This window comes from Flammeovirga aprica JL-4 (assembly GCF_012844305.1).
In the GTDB taxonomy this organism is placed as follows: domain Bacteria; phylum Bacteroidota; class Bacteroidia; order Cytophagales; family Flammeovirgaceae; genus Flammeovirga; species Flammeovirga aprica.
This window is the reverse complement of the sequence record NZ_JABANE010000004.1, coordinates 103,761-127,053: the sequence shown is the minus strand read 5'-3', so window position 1 is coordinate 127,053 and position 23,293 is coordinate 103,761. Positions and strand designations below refer to the sequence as shown.

Below are 23,293 nucleotides of genomic sequence, written 5' to 3'. Positions count from 1 at the left end.
TAATAACTACCCTTTGGACTTAAAAAAAAGAAAATGCCACCACTGCTTTGTATTTTTTTTGAGTTTATTGATGTTACACTTGTATAGTGTTATATGGATGAAGTGACATATAGTCTATAAGAGCGGTTATGTATAAAAATTCAACATAAATTCAAAGAGAAGATATATTAAGTTCTCTAGAAATCACCGAAATGAAATCTAGAGATACTCAAAGAATATGGTCTGCTATCGTTTAATATTATCTTGTGAAGATTTAAATAAAGTACAGACTCATAGAACATAATTAAAACGTCAATACTTCTCTTTTCCAGAATAATTAGAAGTATTTTAAGTTTTTAATTTACAAGAATAATTTTCTTCACGATTCTTAATTCATTTTCAGTCACTAAACTTAGGTAATATATACCCCTTTTGAGGTCATTTAATATGATACCATCATTTATAAAATTACCATTTTCAATTAGTTTTCCATTTAGGTTATAAACGGCATATTTCTTAATTTTTGATTTTGATAAGATATTGAATATTCCATTTGATGGATTTGGATAAATTACTATTTCATCATCATTTACTTTATTAATTGAGCTTGTAATAGATTGATGATTGGTTTTGAAGTAACTCTTCATCATGGGCCTACCTATTTCAGTCATTATATCACTTGATGTAAATTTAATTGTTGTACTTTCTCCATGACAGTTCGCATGCTCCCCTTCTAGAGTTCTGTTAAGAAAAAGATTAATATCATTTTCATTATCATGTTGATTAGCATCAGTAGTGATAATTTGAACAATGTTATCATCCATCTCTTTTAGCATGATTAAGGAAGGTTGATCTACTCCGATCTTTAAATCTTCCCCAGAAAAATAATTTTTAATGTCAATCGTATCTGCCTTAAAAAACACAAATTGAGTTCTTTTTAATTCTTTATGCTGAACGACAATAGCACTTGAATCGTTTTTTACAATGCTGATATCATCAGTTTTATTTAGGAGTTTTTGATATCTATCATCTACATCATTTACTGAACAATTTGGAATCATCAAATAATGGTAACTGTCATTATTGGGTTCTATACCATGTTCTATCTGTATTACAAAAACTTTTACTTTAGTTTCTTGATCAATTCGATCAATCCTCGTTTCAGAAATAAGATTGACTTGTACTCCTGTGATTGAATCCGGGAAGACAATATAACCTACACTATCATGATGTACCCAAAAAGGTGTTTTTACGCATGTGATTTTTTTTGTAGTATTTGCATCAAGTATTTCACCTCTACTATTTTCAATATGGTATTCGATTGCTGTTCTTTGTTCTGTTTGATTGATTGTGGTTATAATTGCCTTCTGATTACCGTTTTTGGTTCTCCTAATGCTATTCGCACAGGCTAATACTTCATTTTCAAAAAAGAAATATCCTTTTTTGGCTGTATTAAACTCATAATCAACTTCCTCCCGATCTCTTGCCATTACATAAGCTCCAAACCCATACTCTCCATCAGAGTTGACTCCTACAAAAGTATTCTGTCCAGTCACTGCTGAATTGGCCAGACCTGTAGATTTAACTATGATCTCATCTTGTATTTCAACAGTTGTACCTGGTACTTGTTGACCGTCAAAAACATTATTTATATTAAAATATTCATCACCTCTTCTTTGAATTTGAAAAGCACCATCACCAAAAAAGACGTATGAATTGACAATGTTTTTTTTATGTACTTCTTTTTGTTCTGGAGGTGTAGAATGAAAAGAAACCATTTTAACAGAACTAAAATAATCTTTTCTTTGATGAGCGATATAATCAGAATTCCAATAGGGTGTGTTTGATCTATATCCAGTTTGTTTATAAATAGAATTCATATAAAAATCTTGTAGCTCATCCTTCCTGAAAATTTCAATGCTATCATTCACAGAATTAAAAATATTTTCTGTGAGAGTCTTTATTTTTCGCTGTTCATTATACAGATTGCCATCTAAACCAGCACCGATGGTAAAATCAAATCGTCCCTTATAAACCAAAGGCTTAAAATAATCGAGAATGTAATCAGCTGTTTCATTTGGAGCTGATTTATTGTAACTAAAGTCTGTATTTTTGAAAAAAGGGATAAAACTAATTTTGCTATTAATCCAACTATATCCATATGATGTGGGAACAAAAGTGGCCGTGGCTCTGTATTTATACTTTTCGTTTGGATTATTTTGAGTATGATGAACTATACTACCATCTGGATATATTCCTGGGAAACCATATTCCTCCGGGAAACGCGCCATTTTTTGCATAATAGTAATATAATCTTGATATCCATTTTTAGGATAAAACCCTGGAATTCTTTGATCCACTGTATCATATAGAAGATCCCTATCAGTAATTGCCCTATTATAATCATTAGTTAACAACAGACGCACTAATAAAGACCTTTCGCGATGAGCAATATTAGCTGTATTTAAGATAGGTCTAAGATTCATTCTTTCACCCCATAATACATCCCCTATATTAATTAAAGCATCAAGCACTTGCTGGGCTTTTTTATGTTGGAAACTGTCATACGGAAGTTCCAAGTCTTTTAAGATATAATCCTTATATAAGTGTAGTCCGATTCCAATAATCGGATCCGATATTCGCCAAACATGAGAATCGATTGTATTAGGTTCATTCTCATGAATGATATCATTAATAGAATCTGTAAAAATTATGGTATTGTATAATCTATCAACCAGACTTCTTTTATCATATAAACTACTATTTGGATCTAATAGCGACAATGTAGCATCGGCTAATAATAATACTTGTTCTTGGAGATCTAAATACTTAACCTTATCGGTAATGGCATAATCAAATGCTCTGATTTGTCCATTACTTCTTAAAGTTGAGAATATTGCTTCTGCTTCTTTATCAGTTTTTTGCCTTCCAAAATCTTTCATTTTAATCAATTTGAGGCCAAAATGATTCCAAAACCTTGTAGCTGTCAATTCATCTACAACTTTTATTTCGTATTTCTCAGATTTTTTAGAGCCATCTTCGAACGTCCCTTGCACAGTAATAAAATAAGAAGATTTATCATGTTGCTTTTTGTTACATAATATTTTCCCAAAGGATTTTCCGAAACTATTAACATAATTATGAATTCTAAAAAGGTTATCCTCATCTCCTTCAACTATTTTGAAATTTACTTTAGCATACGAATTGTAATCTAGTTGAACTTGCCCTATGACAGTATCTCCTTTCACTTCAAATAAACAATACTCATTAGGCTTAAGAACATCAACAGGGCCAGGGGGATAAACATAACCTTCTATAGAAACAGGGTTAGGGAACTTTCTGGTAGGTTCTGATGTAATTTGCCCCGAAGTAAAAATAAAGGGCATGAAAAGCAGACTGATTAATAAAAATACTTTTAGGTACATTGTTTTGTTTAATTTAGTTTTTAAATAGAAAATTATGGGTTAATAACTATTGATTAATTGATATTAGAGTTTCCTTTATGAAGACTTTTCTAGTTACGCTAGAGTTTAAAATAGTTGTATTTTATCAGCATTTTGAGTTAGAATAATCTCCTATGAGAAACTGTTATTAATGTCAAAGTTATTAGCAATAGTTAGTTTTATTATTTAGACTCTTTATTTAGAATTGATCACCATTCCTTAATAAACAAATAACATTTATTATCGATTAGATGTTTTGTACTTTGATTATTAGAGTTAAATGGTTTTACAAAAAAAAGAAGGATGAATTACCCCCCCTTTTGTCAAAACCCTTATTTCTTTTGAGAGACTAAACATTTGATTAAGCGAGTACTAGTTGGGTTATTTAACCATTACAGAAGTACAATAAGTTCTAATATTTACATGCCATATTAGTTGATTCATCTGTAATGTTTATTGTATAATATATTTTAAATTCAATATAGTACCTATTTTTTTAAAGATTTAAGAAGATATCTTATTGAGTAAAGTATGAGTCATAAATGGTTGATTCAGAGTGTTTCTAAGTCAGAATAAATCTCCAGCTTAACAATTCAAGAAATTATTTTATCAAAAGGTACTTAACTATATAATACGGAAAAATGTTGTAAATCTAAGTTCTATTATTGTAATCAAAAATGAGTACTGTGAAACTAACAGTAAGCCACAAACAAATGGTATTTACTTTTATTAACCATACTAAGTGGTTATTTTTTAAAAAAAAAGAATCAAATACATGAAATGAATTTAACACCTAAAAATTAACTTATGGGTAAAATACTATTTTGTATTTCGATTTTATTAACAATGAGCTTTTCTACGTATGCAAAGCTCATTAATTATGATCAGGACACAAGTAAATATTTCATCTTTGTATTAGATGAAGGAAGCGAATCAACAACTTCCTTTTACGCTAGTACAAACTCTTCCTTTGAAATTGACTGGAAAAACAACAATGAATGGATGGAAATTACTACTGATGGTATACAACGAATCTCTTTTAAGTTTGAGACTAAACCCGATACTATAAAAATTAGAGGAGAAATGAACATATTCAAAGCTCCACAAGATATCAAAGATGTCATTCAGTGGGGTGATGTTGGTTTTACTTCACTTGATGATGCATTCAAAAAATGCTACAAGCTTAAAAAGTTCAGTGCCAATGATACACCAAACCTATCTAAGGTAGTTTCCATGAATAGAACTTTTGCGAGATGTGAAAAATTCAACGGCGACTTAAGTCAATGGGATGTATCTAATGTTACTTCTATGGTTCTTACATTTTATCATGCAGAAAATTTTAATGGCGATTTAAGTCAATGGGATGTTTCAAAGGTAGAGGACATGAGATTTATGTTTTGTGGAGCCAATCGTTTCATTTCAGATATTAGTAATTGGGATGTATCTAAGGTAAAAAATATGAGAAAAATGTTTTATGAAGCTTTCAATTTTAATGCTGATATAAGCAATTGGAATACTGAGTCTTTAGAAAATATGAATTCTATGTTTTACAATGCCAGAGCATTTAACAGGGACCTAAGTAATTGGGATATTTCTAATGTTTATAAAATGTATGAAGCATTTATTAATACAAGAATATCTAATGAGACCTATGATAAATTACTTCACAGCTGGGCAAGTCAAGATGTTCAAGATTCTGTGTATTTTGGTATTTCTAGCAACTATTGTGATGCAGCAGACGAAAGAAGAGCTTTGGTATATGACCACAATTGGTATATTGATGATCATGGACCATGCGATGATTATAACTTTATTTTTCAGGTGAAAGGGAAACCCGGAAGAACTATATCATTCGAAGCTCAAAGTGTAAATACATTTTATGTTGACTGGGAAAACAACAATGAATGGGAAGAGGTAATTTCAGATAGTGCACAAATAAAAGTAAGTCATTATTTTGAAGGAGAGCCAAGTATAATTAAGATAAAAGGCGACCTTAATAAATTTGTAGCTCCAAAGAATATCATTGATGTTTTACAATGGGGAGACGTTGCTTTTACAACACTAAATAACATGTTTCACTTCTGTAAATCCATTGAAGGGTTTACTGCTACCGATACTCCAAACCTTTCTAGAGTAACAACTATGCAATATGCTTTTGCAAGTGCCTATAATTTTAACGGTGATATTAGTACATGGGATGTCTCTGAAGTGACGTCAATGCGATCAGCTTTTGCTTATACTAGAATGTTTAATAATGATATCAGTAGTTGGGATGTTTCAAATGTAAAAAATATGAAGCAACTATTTTATAATGCCATATCATTCAATCAAAATATTGAACAATGGAACGTTTCTAATGTGAATAATATGGTGGATATGCTCGAAGGAACAAACCAATTCAGTTCTGAAAACTATGACAATCTCTTAGATAGCTGGAGTAAACTAGAAAACGGACTTCAAGAGGATGTTAAATTTGATGTTTCTTCAACCTATTGCCAAAGTGCTGATCAAAGACAAAAAATTATTGATGATTATGGTTGGATCATTACTGATGGAGGAAGTAATTGTCCAACAAATTATAGTTCATCATACCGCAATAGCAAAAATGGCTTAATTAAAGATGAACTGAACCTTAATTCAGGACTTTATGAAGGAGATGTTTACTGGTCTCTTTATGACTTCAATGGGAATATTTTAAGCAATGGTCATACCTTTTTACAAAAAGGAGAAAAACTTAAGTGGTGGGATTTCGAAATGAATTCTAAAAAGGCAGGTATCCTAAAAGTTTATGATAAAAATAAACATGTAAGTATCATGAAATTTATTAAGCAATAAAAACTAAACTATTCACTGTTGAAGAAAATTTTTTCTCTTCTTCAACAGTGAATTAGCTGAAAATCAAAAACTATCAAAATGAAGAAGATTATATTTTTTACGGTTATACCCTTGCTTCTCATAAGCTTGGTAACTTTTTCTAAAGCAAACAGTGATGAGTTCATTATTAAAGTTGAAACAAATCCCAACAATCCTACAGATGTATTATTTATGGGAAGCAGTAATAGTAATGAAGATTTTTATGTAGACTGGGGAGATGGAAACGGACTAGTGACTATTAAACATAAACAGCTGAATCAAGTTCAAAAGACATTAGCTCCCGGTCATTCTGGCATAATTAAAATCAGTGGAAATCTTTCCGAATTCAGAGCTCCAACATCTATTGTTGATGTCATTCAATGGGGTAACATGCCATTCACTACATTAAATAGAATATTCCAACAATGTCACAAAATAGCAGGTTTTTCTGCCTCTGATAAACCAAACTTGACAAATGTAATTTCAATGGATTATGCATTTGCCGGAGCTAGCATATTTAAACAGGATCTTAATGAATGGAATGTCTCCAATGTTCAATCTATGAGAGCTACATTCTATAACACAAAGAAATTTGAAGGTAATATAAAAAGTTGGGATGTCTCATCAGTCACAAACATGAAAAATATGTTTATTAATTCTGCCATTTCAAAAGCAAATTATGATGAACTATTGTTTGAATGGAGCAAACTAGATTTGCAAGATAATGTACGATTAGATGTCTCTCAATACTATTGTTCTAGTGTTACTGGAAAAAATAAAATAATAGAAGATCATCAATGGGTTATAAATGATTTAGGCCAATGTGCAAATAATGAATTCATATTTGTAGTTGATGGTAGTAATAATATTGTAAACTTTTCTGCATATACAGATGCATTTTTTGAAGTTGATTGGGAAGGAAATGGAGTATGGGAACGTTTTTCAAAAAACACTGGTTTAGAAATAATATCACATACTTATGACTCAAAACCAGATACTATTAGAATAAGAGGTAGAATGAATAAATTTCTGGCTCCTAATAACATAACTGATGTTGTGCAATGGGGAGACGTTAAATTTAGTTCATTGGCTAAAATGTTCCAGAATTGTAATAAACTAAAGAATTTTACAGCGAATGATGCTCCCAACCTCTCAAATGTTATAAGTTTAGAGTATACGTTTGCAGGGTGTAAGTTTTTTGAAGGAAATAAAAACTTAGCTAAATGGGACGTATCGAATATAACTTCTATGAGATCGACCTTTGCAAATACTAAAAATTTTAATGGTTCAGGAGTGAAGAATTGGGATGTGTCTTCGGTAAAAAATATGAAATTTTTATTTTATAATTCCCATGATTTTAATGTAGATATTAGCAATTGGGATGTCTCATCAGCAAAATATATGTCGGGAATGTTTCAAGGTACACCATTTTCAGTTGAAAACTATGACAAGATTTTAGAAAGTTGGAGTCAATTAGAACTTCAAGATAACGTTACTTTGAGTACGAGCACTTCATATTGTAAAAGTGAGGATGAAAGAGAAAAAATCATTGATACTTACAATTGGACAATTGAGGATAATGACCAAAAATGTGATAATCCTTTTGACTCATCACATTCAAGTCCTAACGGTGTAATTGTTGATGAAATCGATTTGTTTTCTGGAAACTTTGAAGGAGATCTTGATTGGGAGTTATACGACTTCAGTGGAAACTTAATCAATAGTGGTTTTAGTTCTATCAATCAAGGAGAAATGATTGAATGGTGGAAGTTTCAATTAACCACTAATAAGGCTTGTATTCTGAAATTAATTGATGAGAAAGGTAATATTACAACTTTAAAATTTGTGTTAGAATAAGATTTAATATCCACTCAAAAAAGTAATATACACACGATATACTATCAATTTAGATTTTATTTACTAGAGAAATTACCTGTATTAATAAAATATTCTTTAATCTGGACCTTTTACTTAATAGTAAGTTAAGTAAATAATAGACAGGATGTCTTACTATTCCTTTAGATCTAAATAAGGAGTTTAAGAGAGAGGTTAACTAGTTGAAAGTAATGGGATGTATACTTGAAGATATATAGTAAACCCCGAAAAAGAGAAATTTACCTTTTTCCGGGGTTTAAGCTTGCATAAATTTGAGTAGCGACACAAAAATCTAACAAAAAACAACTTCTAAAATTGTATGCAATTTGAAATTTTCAAGTAAGAGTAAAATATTAAAAATTCAAGAATACTCAATTGTTATTCCTATTGTTGTATTAACATTTATTCGTTAATGCTATTATAATTGAATGGTGGTAAAATCGACTGGTTGGAGTCTAAAGGATATAAACTACAATGCTTTAAAATCATTATTTATAATTTACCTCAATTTATTGAGAAAGGATTGCGTTGTATAAGGGTTGTAATCATTATATCAAAAATGTAAAATTTTAATGATAGGCATTCAAAGCTTTTGGACAAAACCATATTCAAATAATAAAGATCATAACTTATCATGGAATGATAGGAAATATTTTTACATCAGCTGGATTTTAAGTAACCATTTGATTAATCAAAAATTTAGTTCTACTGAGCTAGTAACTGATACTTTGGGTAAACATTTATTGATTGATATTTTAAAACTAAAATATAATAAAGTATCTACTGATTTAGATATAATACCTTACGATACTAAATATTGGACTTTTGGTAAGATAGTTACCTTTAGTAAGCAAAATAAACCGTTCATCCATATAGACTACGATGCTTTTTTATTTAAAGAAAATAATTTTTCGTTTAAAGAGGATATTTGTGTTCAAAATATTGAAACAGATGTAGATACATATTATAATGCGCATAAATCTCTTTATAATAGTTCACTTGAAGAAAACATTGCCTACAATACTGGCATAGTAGGTGGAGAAGATTTAAAATCTTATTATCAACTATTTGAATACATGGAAGTTATTTATGATAGTTTCTTAAAAAACACAACCTATAATTCTGACAATATTTATACCGATATAGCAATATATGTAGAACAATATGGCTTATTTAAGGTAGCGAAAGAGAGAAATAAAAGGGTGTCTTGTTTATTAAAAGACCTAACTTGTATTTCACAATACTCAGAGGTTTCCAGCTTTAATAATAAATGGGATTTTACCCATGTGTTAGGATATTATAATAAAAAAAGGACAGAACAGTACAAATATTTTGAAAAGCTTGTTCAAAAATATTGTCCTAAATTATATTTTAATTTAATCGATATGTTGGAAAGGGGAGTGTTATAATACTTAAGCTATATGTTTTTCAATTAGTTAAATTTTGAGTTATATGTTTTATTCAGGTGGTATAAAATCCATAATTTTACTGATAAATAAAATTATGGATGAGAATGCTAATAATGGAAATCTCATTTCTTCAGAAGTAAATAATATTGTTAATTATTGGGATTTTATTAAAAATAACAATTACATCAATTTATCCTATGAAGAAGGTGTTACAGGGTTTCTTCTATCAGTATATAAACTTAATAGAGTTTATAGAAGTGAAAAACTATCAAATATTATTGATGAAATGATAGCTTTTTTGTTAAAAAGAATGTATTTCATTAATGAAAAAACAGTCATATTTAGAAATGATTATACGGTAAATAATGGTTGTTTTAAGTTTGATAATGAGAAAATTACAATGCAAAGTCCCAGTATATTAAATGCATTATCTGAAATTATTAATCTTAGTTTTTGTACTCCAAAAAAGTATAAATTAAATCAATTTCTTTTATCTGAAAATAAGTTTTGGGAAATGTACCTAAGAATTCATTTTCCAATATCACATAAAGATATTAATCACAAAATGTTGTGGAAAAAGAACACTTATGACCCAGTATTTCTTCTAGAAAAGAAAATATACAATAAACAAATATATGAATTGCCTAATGATAGAATAAGAAATCAACATCTATTAATATCAGATCAAGATATTTGGGGAAAACTAATACAACTGAATAAGAGTGCAGATATATATACAACAAATTTCTCATATCTTCTTATTGATGATTATTTAGAATTTGAAATGGATGAGTTGGAACTTCAAGAGTTTGATCATTTGATATTTTTTAGAGGTACTGAGGTGAATTGTTTGCCTCTTAATGGAGCAATGTCATTTATATACAAACTAAACGAATCTGAAATGAGTGTTAAGGATTTGTACATTATATTCAATAAGGAAAAGGATATTGAAAAAGATGATTTCTTAAAAACATTATTAGCAAATTTATTAGCTGATAATATTATATCAGAAGTTTCCCAAGTAAATGAAAAAAACTATTGTTGAAAATAATAAATCTACAGCATCAATAATAAGTTTCTTATTCAGTGAGAACGTATATATAACAAGGTATTTGTCTTCCATATATAACATAAAAAATGGGTTATATAAATGAGTAATTTATTATAGAATGGAGCATTAGTACTATTTAATTTATGATAAGTAATAATTATTGAAAAAAATATATGAATATTATAAGAAAATATATGATTATAAGTATTATGTATGTTAATTAAAAGAATAAATATTTATATTTAAATAGTAAGAAAAAACAATTAGAAATAGCTCTCTTACCTAAATTTCAACAAACGTTAATAAACATTTTCACCGAAACTTTAATACTTATTACATCAAAAACCAGTTAAGGTTATTAGTAATTTAAACTTTGGAAGTTTATTAATTCTAAGATATAAAACTAATTTAAACTCTTTAATTTAAACTAAAATGCCTATGTATATCATAAACCAAAACTAAAGTCACCACCCAAAAAAATATTAATCAAGTATTTAATATAAGGGCAATTTTCTTTGTGTAGATTATACTTATAAAAAGACACTAAAAGTTAACCAATTTTAAAACGGATATGTTTCCCCTAAATTTCATCTATCCAACAATTGTAATCATTGTAAGGTAATCCTTGTAATGTATGGATTTCATGTTCTTTATATCTGTAAATTATCAGTCTATCTATTTGATAATTAAGGTTAGAATTGTATGCCCTATTTGTTAGACTACCTATTTAATGAGAAATGATTAACGATAAAAATAAAATTTATCTTGAAAAGTGTGTTCATACATTTATCAAGAATGTGTATGATTATGTTGCTATTGAGGCAATCTATGATAGGACAAAAAATGGTATAAAATGGAGTACAATCAGTAAGGTTTACTCTGAAAACGTTTATGAGAGAAAAATATCTTATTCATTATTGAATGGGATAGGTGGAATAATAGTATTTTTAATTGAGTACTATGAGTTTACAAATAGGAAAGATGAAAAATGTTTGGAACTAATTGAATTGGGGATAGCATCATTGATTGACAACTATTCAAAAGAAACCAAAATAGGTTTTTATAACGGAAAAGGAGGTTACCTATTTATTTTATTATTAATGTATAATGTGACTTCTGATGATAAATATTTAAGCAAGGTTTTAGATTTAGCAGATATAAATGTTAGTTATTCGAAATTAAGTTATTGCAACAATATTGCAGAAGGAGCCTCTGGATATTTATTATCGTTATTGTTAATTTCAGAAGTCTATAATAATGATAAAATAAATAGCGAAATTATTAATTGTACTAACTATATCATTTCTAATGCAAGGATAACTGACAAAGGTGTTTTCTGGGATCAAGACCCGGAATCTCAATCTCCCTTACTAGGCTTTTTAAAGGGAAATTCAGGAATAGTGTTTGTTCTAAAAAGACTGAGTAAATATTTAATTACTCCCGATATTTTTTTAGAGAAAATCATTGAAGAAGCAATTCTGTATGAGGATCTGAAATTTGATACTTCAGATTTGTCTTGGCCAGATTATAGTTACCGTGATAATAATAATGTGGGATCTTCAAGTATTAATCTTGGAGATTATCAGTTGAATAATAGTAATGATTATTGGGCAAGTGGTAGTATTGGTTTTCTTATTTCAAGAGAGTTAGATAAAAGTTTTTATTCTGAGGTTTTACAGAAAAATGTGAATGGCCTGAGTCAGTTGAATGGCAGTGAAAATTACTTTTTAGATGGTGTTTTAGGGATGAGTTTAGTTTTACAAACGATTTCAGAAAGTTCTCCACCCTTTCAAACTATAGTAAAAAATATTTTAAATGATTCTAATAAGTCAAGTCACGTACGGAATACAGATAAAATAGACTTGTCACTATTCAATGGGGAAACCGGCAAAGCTTACTTTTTGATGTTGATATACAGAAATAAATCAATTCACAATCTTCTAATACCTAATAAGTGTAGATTACAACCATCCATTGAAATTGATGTACTAAGTGAGTTTAAAAAGAATAAACCTTATTTTCATTTTAAACGAGGAAGCAAAGATAAACTGTATGATTCACTTTGTTTTGATGAAATGGGAACTTTTGATAAAATGATTTATGAACTTCAAACGATGGAAGTCAATTGGGGTTATTATATGTCGTTTAGAAGTAATCTTAAAAAACTGAGATATAGTACAAAGATTAAAGGGGTAGAACACATAAGGATTTTAATAAATGAAAAAGATTATCATGAAAACTATCTTTTAATGTTGAAATCAAATGGAGAAGTAGAAAAGATTAAAGTTCATTATGTACAAGCTGTTATACAGAAAGCTTTGAGCGACGAGGTCTTTACCATTGAAGAGATGAGTGAAAACCTATTAGACTTAGGTCTTTTAGAGGAAAAGAAAAAGGTATTTAAGTTTGTTTTAAGTTGGAAGATGAGAGGCTTTATAAAAATAGTAAAATGATGACAGTCAATAACTCGAAACCGAAAAAAATAGCCATAAAAATGTTTCCTCAAGAAAGTCATATTAATGCTATTTTGGCTTTTGCAAAAGAATTGAAAGAGCTAGGCAATGAAGTGATCTTTGTAGGAACATCAAAAATAAGTTCTATAATTACAGAAAATGGACTAAAGTTTCATGAAATTCCTTATGATATTGTAAGGCTTCAAACATATTCTAAATCTACTACTAAAAGAAAAAAAAATATAAATGACAGGCTAAAGACTATTAAACTGTTTTGGAATGATCGAAATCATATAAAAAGGATTAAAAATAATATAGAAAATGAAGACTTTCTAACTCCTATTTTTCAGAAGTTAGCTCCTGATTTAGTATTGATAGACATGGTATATACTATTTATATTCCTCCACTGATTAAAAGCAAGATGAAGTTTGCTATTGTTCAAACTACAACATCAGGTGTTAAAACCAGGACAACACTTCCTTTATCTTCTTATTTTATTCCTGATATAAAAAGTAAAACAAGTGAGTTTCTTGTCCAATATGAGTGGTTTAAACATAAGTTAAGGCATAAGATAGAGGATTTTATGTATGGAGGATCCTTAGAGTCTTCAATTATAAAATATTTAAAAAAAAATAACCTTGTTGATCAAGCCGGTATTGATTACGAAAGGAATAGGTTAGTAGGTTTTAAAAAAATTCCAGAAATCAATACCACATTCTTGGAGTTTGATTTCCCACATGAGAAGCGATATAATCATTACTATGTAGCCAAGCCGGTATTAGAGAAAAGAAATAATCTGTTGTACGATTTTTCATATGAGCAACTGCTTAGAGAAAAAAAAGAGCAAAACAAGAAAATAGTATTTTGTTCATTTGGAACAGCAGTATTCCGTTATAAAAATAATGAAGTGATATATGAAAGTATAATCGAAGTATTCAAACAGTTAGATTATTGTGTACTATACATATGTATAGAAGATGATAACTTAAGAAATGAGTTGCGTGAAAATGTTCAAGGTTATGATATTCATATTTTTAAAAGGCTTCCACAAATTGAATTACTTAAATCAGGTGTTGATATAATGATAGGTCATGGAGGCATGAATTCCATAAATGAATGCATACTTACTTGTACACCAATGTTGATTTATCCAGGTTCAAGGGATATGGATCAAGTAGGTAATTCTTCCAAAGTATTTTACCATGGATTGGGCTTAAGAGGGAAATATTTTGATAGTAAAAAGAAGATAATCAGTCAGATTGAAGAGCTATTGTCTAACGGAAAGTATAAGCATAACCTTTCCAAGATGTATAATGCTATTAATAATAGTCATAACTATCTATCGGCTCAAGAAGTTTTAGAAGAATTGTATAAATAGGAAGTGAACATTAGGGATATTTTAGAGAAATAGCATAGCCATCTACCCTAGTGTCAGTTAGTCAATTCTTTTAATCAGAGTGTCTTTACATCACAGCAGGTGCTTTTTTCAGTGATATTATGGAGGTTGTTAAAACCTCATTACATATGAAATAAGTGATTCAATATTGAATTACTTTCTTAAGAAGCCAACATTGGTATATTGTTTAATGTTTAACTTAAATTAAGAGCTTTTATGAAAAAGTCGAAAAAAATCCAAATCAAGAAGTCGATCATATCGGACTTGAGCAAAGAAGAGCAGAACCGTATTGAAGGCGGTGATACAACGCATTCGTATTATAAATTCAGCTTACGTTGTTGGTCGAGATAAGTGATTCAATATTGAATTACTTTCTTAAGAAACCAACATTGATATATTGTTTAATCTTTAGCTTAAAATCGATCATTTCGAACTTGAGCAAAGAAGAGCAGAATCGTATTGAAGGCGGTGATACAACGCATTCGTATTATAAATTCAGCTTACGTTGTTGGTCGAGATAAGTGATTCAATATTGAATTACTTTCTTAAGAAACCAATGTTGGTATATTGTTTAATTCTTAACTTAACTCAAAAACTATTATGAAAAAGTCGAAAAAAATCAAAATCAAGAAGTCGATCATTTCGAACTTGAGCAAAGAAGAGCAGAACCGTATTGAAGGCGGTGACAATACGCATTTGTATAACAAACGAACCTTTCGTCGTTGTATTAGATAAGTGATTCAATATTGAATTACTTTCTTAAGAAACCAATATTGGTATATTGTTTAATTTTTAACTTAACTAAAAAAACTTTTATGAAAAAGTCGAAAAAAATCCAAATCAAGAAGTCGATCATTTCGAACTTGAGCAAAGAAGAGCAGAACCGTATTGAAGGTGGCTACTGGACACATACGTGCTGGACGCGCGTCTGGACGGAATGTATTTGCGGCAACAACCCCGGCAGTAGGTATTAGTAAGCTCTAAAAATAAGGAATACTAAATGTACATTTAGTATTCCTTCATTCCTTCTTTTGATCATTAATTTATTAAAATGTTTACATATTTAGATTCATTTTATCTGAGAAGTCCTTCAAGGCCAATAACTACATTACAGGAAACCCTTTCAGTTTTTGATAAAGATTTTCTTTCATTGATAGCAGACGATGATTTATTTTTGAGAGCGATTTATTTATCATCTAGAGATCTGTATATGAATCTGAATGATTACAATTCGCTTTCCGAGAAAAATAGAATAAAGGTCAAACTATCTTTGTTGAAATATTTGATCCGGTTTCATTTTCGATGTACTCCTTATGGTTTATTTGCAGGGGGGGGGGTAGGAAAGATAAATGACCATGCTGGTAATATATCAATTAGAGATGATTATAATCATTTTCGAATTGATTTGAATGTAGTTGGAGAATTAATTTCTAAAGTAAATAAGGAAGGAAGGCATGCTCTCACTTATTATTCAAATAATAGTCTTTATAAATCAGGAGATCATCTTAGATACATTGAATCCTTACTTGTCAAAAATAGACTTTCTTATCAATTATGTTCAGTTGAAATAAATGATTATATACTACAAGTTTTACACTTTGCTAAAAGTGGTAAACCGTATAAAGAAATCGCAAAAAGTTTGATAAGCGAAGATATAAGTAAGGAAGATGCGATGGAATTTGTAGATGGACTAATTGAAGAACAGCTTCTGGTTAGTGAACTGAATATAAAAGCAAACGGAGATAGCCCGCTTTCATTGCTTACAGAAAAAATAAACCAATATGGGCTTTTAGAGCCAGAGGTCAAGACAATTAATAATAATGTAAATAGAATAAACACTTCTACTCCTACTGTTGAAGAGTGTGAAACTATCAATGTATCTATTTATGATTATTTAGGTACGGAAAAGGTAATGAATAATTTAAATTGTGATACATATATAAGTGTTTCAGGCTTTTTACCTTCTCAAATCGCGAATGAAGTATGTGATGCAATTCAAATTTTAAGCAAATTGTCAAAAAAGCCAGAAAGTGGATTGATTACAAAGTTTTCAGAGGCATTTTTTCAACGCTATGAATACGAAGAAGTTCCATTGCTTCAAGCTTTGGATGTTGAATCCGGGATAGGCTTCCCTGTATCAAGAGCAGGAGAGGAAAACGATATAAACCCGTTAATTGATAAAATTCGAACCGATAAGCAAACAAATAATGAAGTTAAAATTACTGAGTTTGATAAAAAATTGATCAATAAGATATCAAGAAATGAAGAAGAAATAGTTCTTACTAAAAGTGATTTGTTAGACATTGAAAAGAATGATGCAGTTATCCCAAACACATTTTGTTCTATTTTTGAAGTTTATACAAAAGGTAAAGAAGAATACGATATTTTTCTAAAGGAAGCTGGAGGCAGTTCTTCTATTAATATTTTAGCAAGGTTCTCTAATAATCAAGACGTATTGAATTGGGTCAAAGAAATCAATCAATATGATAAAGAAGTAGGAGATAACAGTGTATTAGCAGAAATAAGTCATATTCCTGAAGGTAGAGTTGGGAATGTTATTCAGAAACCAATAGTTAGAGATATTGAGATTCCAATTTTGAGTTTATCTGATTTAGATGAAGAAAATGTTATTCAACTTTCGGATATCTACGTAAAACATAAACAAGGTAGTGTCGATTTATTTAGTAAAAAACTCGATAAATCTATTATTCCAGTTTTAACGAATTCTCATAATTTTCTTTTAAGTGATTTGACAATCTATAAGTTCTTATCTGAATATCAAAATGCTATACATACCACTTATTTACTTCCTAGCTTTCACAACTTGGAAAACTTATATAATTACTTGCCTAGAATTCGATTTGGTAATATTATTTTGAGTCTACGAAAGTGGAAAGTAACACTAGATGATTTAAAAATTCATAAAGATTTTGAAGAGGCAAAGTCGATAATAACTAATTACTTCCAAAAAGAAAGTATCCCATTAACCATTGTTCTTGTAAATGGAGATAACAAACTACTTTTAGATCTAACAAACAATAATTTTATTAGAATATTTATACAAGAAATTAAAAAACATAAAAATGTTGTTTTAGAAGAGTTTTATGAGCCTGAAGATTATATAGTGAAAGACAGCCAAGGAAATGGCTATAACAATGAGTTTATTATGAGTTTTGTAAAAAGATTATAAAATGGTCTTAGAAAAAAATAACGTATTATTTAATAAAATAATACAAAATTATGAAAAAGATGATTCTGTTTGTTTATATGGTGGATTATCAGGAAAAGCTTTGCTTATTGCATTAATATATCTTACCACATCAGAGGATAAATATTATGAGTTATTAATGGAATCAATTGATAAAATAAACTCAACAATAGAAGAAGGTTCTATTTCTCCTTTTCTATCTAATGGCCTGGCTGGGGTGGGATTGTTATACAATTATCTTGATGGGAAAGATATTTTAGATGCACAGCAGTTTTTAGAATCAGTAGATATTCATCTTTTCGATAGTATGATAAGTTTGTTTCAGGATGAGAAAAACAGTAGTGATCAAATGAATGGTTCCCTTGGTATTGGCTTATATTTTTTAAATCGTAAACATAATGAGGCTATAGAAGTTCTTCTAGATTATATCTTTAAAAATAAGGTAGAAACTGAGCATCATTGTTACTGGATAAGAAATCAACAGTTTTCCTTAAATGATGAAGTTGGGCAAAGTATAGATTTCGGTTTAGCACATGGAAATATGGGTAAAATCTATATACTAATGAAATCAATAGAGTTGAAAATCAGAAAAGATGAATGTGTATTCTTATTGAAAAAATGTATTAAGTATTATATGGACAATCAGCAAAATTTTGAGGAAGTTGGTTCTGATTTTCCTTCAATGAAAACTAAAAATGATGAGTCCTTATTACAAAAAAGTAGGTTAGCTTGGTGTTACGGTGATCTGACGATTTGGTATACTCTATATAAGGCTTCAGTTTTGATTAATGATACTTATGTAGAACAGCATTCAATTAAAAGATTAATCAATTCTTTAAAACGACAAAATTATAATGACACATTTTTAAAAGAACCTGGTTTTTGTCATGGATTTATTGGGGTGAGTTATATCTATTTTAAATTATGGAAAATGACAGGAATTGATGAATTCAAGACAGGACATGAATATTGGTTAGAAAGAGTCAATACATTTACAGAAGAAAATAAAGATTATTTGTTAGAACCTGAAGGAACAGAAGAAATGAAATCCCATAGTGGATTGCTAGAAGGAACTGTAGGGGTTGCTTTATGTATGTTGACATTTTCTAACCCTGAAATTGAAGGTTGGAGTTCATTATTAATGTTAGATTAATATTTATCATGAAGAGATTTTTTATGCTAGGGGATGGTTGGCTGTATTTTAAGATATACGGAGGAGTGAAGCACTTAGAAGGGTTATTATACAATCAGATCCATACGTATTCTCAAAACTTGCTTCATTCAAGAGTCATTGATAAGTTTTTCTTTATACGATATGCCGACCCAGATTATCATTTAAGGGTTAGATTTCATATCAGTCCTCAATCGAATTATTCTATAGATACATTACTTCAAGAGTTTAATAAGATATTGGAGTATTCTATTCATGAAAGGTTGGTTTATCGATACTCACTTGATTGTTATTCAAGGGAATTGGAACGTTATGGAGAAGATAAAATTCAATTAGCGGAAGAATTTTTTCAGATTAATAGCGTTCACATTTTGGAATATTTGAAGTATGAATATTCTCATGAATTAGGTGATCATGATAGGTGGATTTGGGGCCTCAATTATGCAATAGGTATATTAGGGTTGTTTGATTTGAACATAGATGAAAAAATACTATTTACAAAAGAATTGAAAGATTCATTCTCACTTGAATTCCCAGTTGATAAACCTAATAAAATAAAGATAAACAATAAGTATAGAGAGTATATAGATCGATTGGGTAGTAATGTGATCATTCAGGAGCATTATGACTTGTTAGGTTTGTCCTCATTCAAACCTAAACATGAATTTCTATTTGGTCTTTTGCATATGCATTTTAATAGGTTATTCAGAACTGAAGCAAGAAAATATGAATCATTGATATATAATTTTATGAACAAATACTTTGTCACACTAAAGAAGAAAAAACATTAAAACACTACCAATATTCATCCATTTTTTTAATAATAAACTTACTTTTTAATCTACTGTTATGCCAAAGTTTCCATTTTATAAGCAATTAGACATAATGGACTGTGGACCAACTTGTCTGAAAATGATATCAAAATACTATGGTAAAAGTTTTGATATTGAGTTTTTGAGAAACATGACACACTTGATCAGGTCAGGAGCAACATTATTTAGTTTATGTGAAGCATCAGAAAAAATCGGTTTCCGAAGCAGAGCGGTAAGAATTAATGTGGAGTGGTTGATTGAGAGTCTCAGTGAGCCGTGTATTTTACATTGGGACTCTAACCATTATGTAGTTCTTGAGAAAGTAGTAAGGAAAAAAAGAGCGAATAAGTTTTACATTTCTGATCCTTCGGTGGGTCGATTTGTTTTAGATGAAAAAGATTTCTTAAAACGTTGGTCTAGTGAACAAGATACCGGAGTTGCATTATTATTAGAACCTACTGTTGACTTATATAATCACGATGACAACGAATCAGAAAAGGATATACTTTTTTATCTTAAATATTTAATACCGTATAAAAAGTATATCTATCAGTTATTTATAGGTTTGATCGTCGGCAACTTATTACAGTTGGTATTACCACTTTTGTCACAATCAATTATTGACAAAGGTATAATGAATAACAATCTCAACCTTGTTCTGATATTAACCTTTTGCCAAGGTTTTGTTTATTTATCACAAGTATTTATTGAGGTAATAAGAGATTGGTTGTCAATTTATATCAGTGGAAGATTGAATATAACCATCATGACTGATTTTTTAATAAAGTTGATGAGATTACCAATTAGCTATTTTGATAAAAAAAACGTTGGTGACATTATTCAACGGATGAATGACCATAGATACATCGAAAACTTTCTTACGGTTTCTACTTTCTCAACGATATTCTCTCTCTCCAATTTTTTTATTTTTTCTTTAATTATGGCTTACTATAGTATGACCATATTTCTTGTTTTTATTGTAGGGAACACATTGTACGTTTCATGGATTATCTTCTTTATAAAGTACAGGAGAAGCATCAACTATAAGAGATTTGAAATATCATCAAAAGAACAATCAAACCTCATTGAGCTAGTGGATGGAATGCAAGAAATAAAGCAGAATAATATAGAGATGAGACAAAGATGGAGATGGGAAGGCTTTCAAACCAGACTGTATAAACTTGATTTGAAAGAAATATCTTTAGCTCAATACCAAAAAGTTGGTTCATTAATTTTCAATCAAACGACAAATTTAATGATTATCTATTTTGCTGCAGTTCACGTAATTGAAGGAGATGTTTCTATTGGGGCATTATTATCTATATCCTATATTTTGTCGCAATTGAATGTTCCTATCTCTAATTTTATCGGTTTTATTGAAAACTTTCAGGATGCACAGTTTAGTTTGGAAAGGTTAAGTGAAATACATAATAAAAAAGATGAGAGAGATAATGATGATCACACCTATGTAAGTGTAGATAATCTACAAAGTAATGAAATTGAAATTAGAAATGTTCAATTCTCCTATGAGTCTCTTCAGAATAGTGTTGTTCTACAAAATGTATCAGCTGTTATCCCTACAAATAAAACGACTGCTATTGTTGGAAATAGTGGTAGTGGAAAATCTACTTTATTAAAACTTTTGATGGGTTTTTATGCACCTAGTAGTGGTAATATAATGATAGGTGGTGTTGATATTTCTAACATTAATTTAAAGTCTTTCAGAGATAATTCTGGTGCAGTACTTCAAGATGGTCATATTTTTAATGATACTATTGAAAATAATATTACGCTTAATACATCATTGATTGATTATGAACAACTGACCTACGCCTGTGAGGTAGCAAATTGTTTAGACTATATCTATAACCTTCCGAGAGGTTTTAAAACTAAAATTGGGAATGAAGGTCGGGGTCTGAGTGAAGGGCAAAAGCAGAGAATTAAAATTGCAAGAGCAGTATATAAAAACCCAAAATTCTTATTTTTTGATGAAGCAACTAACTCTTTGGATGTTGAAAATGAGATAGAAATTACAGAAAAACTAAATAAGTACATTGAAGGGAAAACAGTTCTTGTGATTGCACACAGGCTAAGTACAGTTTTAAACTCAGACTATGTATTACATCTGGAAGGTGGAAATATTGTGGAATTTGGAGAGACACAGGTGTTACTTTCTCAGAAAGAATCAAAATTCTATAGGTTAATGGAAAAGCAATTTATGTCATGAATAATGTAGATCAAAAAAATAGGGACTTAGACTCATTGTTGAGCAATGAGTCTAATGATTTGATGGATACAAAACCTTTCTGGATTGTTAAATACGGTAATATGTTTTACGGTGTATTTTTTCTATCAATGCTTATACTGTCTGCTTTTGTGAAATACCCTGAGGTCATTCTAAGTGAGATGCTTTTTATAAGTGATAACCCTCCTGTAAAGTATTTGTCTAAAACTGATGGTATCATAGATCGTCTTCTTTATAAAAATAATTCATATGTTGAGAAAGATAAATTGATTGCTATCATAGGAACCAACGTAAACTATAAGCATATACTTGGGTTAGAGCGTATTTTGTTAAATGACAATTATGATAGCTTGAAGCTATTTGATGAAGTAAATTTAGGTAGTTTACAAATGCCTTTTAACGAATTAAAGATGGCTTATGCCAAGGCAAACATCCCATCAACAATACAAGATAAATTGCATTTGAACGCATTAAAAATTAAGCAATATGAAGACAGAAATACTATTTTAAAGACTCAGTATGATTTAAAACAGAAGGATTATCTTGATTTGGAGAGAAAAGTAGGAATTGATTCAAACCTTTATTTGAAAGACTTTATTTCGTACAACGAATTTCAAGAAACAAAATCTAACCTAAGAGTGGCAGAGATTAGTTTATTAGGATTAGATGAATCAATGAATACCAATAACTTGAATATTACTTCAATAAAGAATGAGAATATTTTACTGGAAGAGGAATATGAAATAAAATTAAAACAGCTTAATATAGATTTAAAGAATTACACTTCTCAACTTATATCAAGAATATTGGATTGGAAAAAGGAACATTTATTAGTCAGTGATAAAATAAATGGTACTGTAACTTACGCAAAAGAATTAAAAGAATATTCCCCTGTAAAAAAAGGTGAATTGCTTTTCTATATTTCAAATGATACTCTAAAAGAAGAACTGTATGGTACTAGTAAAATTGCGATAATAAACTCAGGTAAACTAGAACAGTATCAGACCGTAAATATAAAGCTTAGAAACTATCCCTATCATGAGTATGGAATCTTAAAAGGAGAGATAGTAAGTATTTCTGACTATCCGATTTTATATAATGGAGAATACTATTATGATATTAAAATTGGACTTCCAAACTCCTTAGTGACCACATATGGAATTCAATTACCTTTTATATCAAATATGATAGCAGATATTGAGATTGTAACGGAAGATTATAGTTTTTTAGAGAGGTTTTTTAACCCTATAAAGAATATCTATAACAACTAAACTCATCATTTCAGCATATAAAAATGATGATTATAAGCCTTTTAACTATTGAAGTTAATCTGACAATAAATAGCCTTTGCTTAGATATTGATTATTCAAATGAGCAAGCTATATAAGTGATTTTTT

At 29.4% G+C, this 23,293-nt stretch carries 15 protein-coding genes; 14 read left to right on the top strand and 1 reads right to left on the bottom strand.

The window, feature by feature from the left end:
• Nucleotides 1-335: 335 nt before the first annotated feature.
• Nucleotides 336-3,404: a polysaccharide lyase family 8 super-sandwich domain-containing protein gene (locus HHU12_RS02380; protein WP_169654630.1), complete on the bottom strand. Its 3,069-nt coding sequence runs from the start codon at nt 3,402-3,404 to the stop codon at nt 336-338.
• 864 nt (nt 3,405-4,268) lie between these two features.
• On the opposite strand from HHU12_RS02380, the gene HHU12_RS02375 reads away from it, so the two are divergent.
• The 14 genes from HHU12_RS02375 (at nt 4,269) to HHU12_RS02325 (ending at nt 23,167) form a co-directional block, all read left to right on the top strand.
• Entirely contained in the window at nt 4,269-6,257 is a 1,989-nt protein-coding gene (locus HHU12_RS02375) for a BspA family leucine-rich repeat surface protein (RefSeq protein ID WP_169654628.1), read from the top strand.
• 78 nt (nt 6,258-6,335) lie between these two features.
• Nucleotides 6,336-8,132: a BspA family leucine-rich repeat surface protein gene (locus HHU12_RS02370; protein ID WP_169654626.1), complete on the top strand. Its 1,797-nt coding sequence runs from the start codon at nt 6,336-6,338 to the stop codon at nt 8,130-8,132.
• A 590-nt stretch (nt 8,133-8,722) separates the two neighbouring features.
• Complete coding sequence (locus HHU12_RS02365) at nt 8,723-9,559, top strand: DUF6734 family protein (protein WP_169654624.1); 837 nt, start codon at nt 8,723-8,725, stop codon at nt 9,557-9,559.
• A 94-nt stretch (nt 9,560-9,653) separates the two neighbouring features.
• The gene (locus tag HHU12_RS02360) at nt 9,654-10,604 is read left to right on the top strand and encodes a hypothetical protein (protein ID WP_169654622.1); all 951 of its coding nucleotides are present in this window, start codon (nt 9,654-9,656) and stop codon (nt 10,602-10,604) included.
• Nucleotides 10,605-11,347: 743 nt separating this feature from the next.
• A complete protein-coding gene (locus tag HHU12_RS02355) occupies nt 11,348-13,063 on the top strand; it encodes a lanthionine synthetase LanC family protein (RefSeq protein ID WP_169654620.1) in 1,716 nt (571 codons plus the stop codon).
• Nucleotides 13,060-14,442 carry a glycosyltransferase gene (locus HHU12_RS02350; protein WP_169654618.1) on the top strand — a complete coding sequence of 461 codons (1,383 nt, stop codon included), beginning with the start codon at nt 13,060-13,062 and terminating at the stop codon, nt 14,440-14,442. Before HHU12_RS02355 ends, HHU12_RS02350 begins: the two co-directional genes overlap by 4 nt.
• 234 nt (nt 14,443-14,676) lie before the next feature.
• Nucleotides 14,677-14,811, top strand: a complete 135-nt coding sequence (locus HHU12_RS34980) for a class I lanthipeptide (RefSeq protein ID WP_205959756.1) — start codon at nt 14,677-14,679, stop codon at nt 14,809-14,811.
• A 249-nt stretch (nt 14,812-15,060) separates the two neighbouring features.
• The gene (locus tag HHU12_RS34975) at nt 15,061-15,195 is read left to right on the top strand and encodes a class I lanthipeptide (RefSeq protein ID WP_205959755.1); all 135 of its coding nucleotides are present in this window, start codon (nt 15,061-15,063) and stop codon (nt 15,193-15,195) included.
• Nucleotides 15,196-15,275: 80 nt separating this feature from the next.
• Complete coding sequence (locus HHU12_RS35910; protein WP_205959754.1) at nt 15,276-15,434, top strand: class I lanthipeptide; 159 nt, start codon at nt 15,276-15,278, stop codon at nt 15,432-15,434.
• 77 nt (nt 15,435-15,511) lie between these two features.
• Complete coding sequence (locus HHU12_RS02345; RefSeq protein ID WP_169654616.1) at nt 15,512-17,650, top strand: lantibiotic dehydratase family protein; 2,139 nt, start codon at nt 15,512-15,514, stop codon at nt 17,648-17,650.
• A gap of 1 nt (nt 17,651) precedes the next feature.
• Nucleotides 17,652-18,821, top strand: a complete 1,170-nt coding sequence (locus HHU12_RS02340; RefSeq protein WP_169654614.1) for a lanthionine synthetase LanC family protein — start codon at nt 17,652-17,654, stop codon at nt 18,819-18,821.
• Between the two features lie 8 nt (nt 18,822-18,829).
• Nucleotides 18,830-19,630, top strand: a complete 801-nt coding sequence (locus HHU12_RS02335; RefSeq protein WP_169654612.1) for a thiopeptide-type bacteriocin biosynthesis protein — start codon at nt 18,830-18,832, stop codon at nt 19,628-19,630.
• A 58-nt stretch (nt 19,631-19,688) separates the two neighbouring features.
• The gene (locus HHU12_RS02330) at nt 19,689-21,878 is read left to right on the top strand and encodes a peptidase domain-containing ABC transporter (protein ID WP_169654610.1); all 2,190 of its coding nucleotides are present in this window, start codon (nt 19,689-19,691) and stop codon (nt 21,876-21,878) included.
• A complete protein-coding gene (locus HHU12_RS02325; RefSeq protein ID WP_169654608.1) occupies nt 21,875-23,167 on the top strand; it encodes an HlyD family efflux transporter periplasmic adaptor subunit in 1,293 nt (430 codons plus the stop codon). The genes HHU12_RS02330 and HHU12_RS02325 overlap by 4 nt, the downstream gene beginning before the upstream one ends.
• The last annotated feature ends 126 nt before the right edge of the window (nt 23,168-23,293 follow it).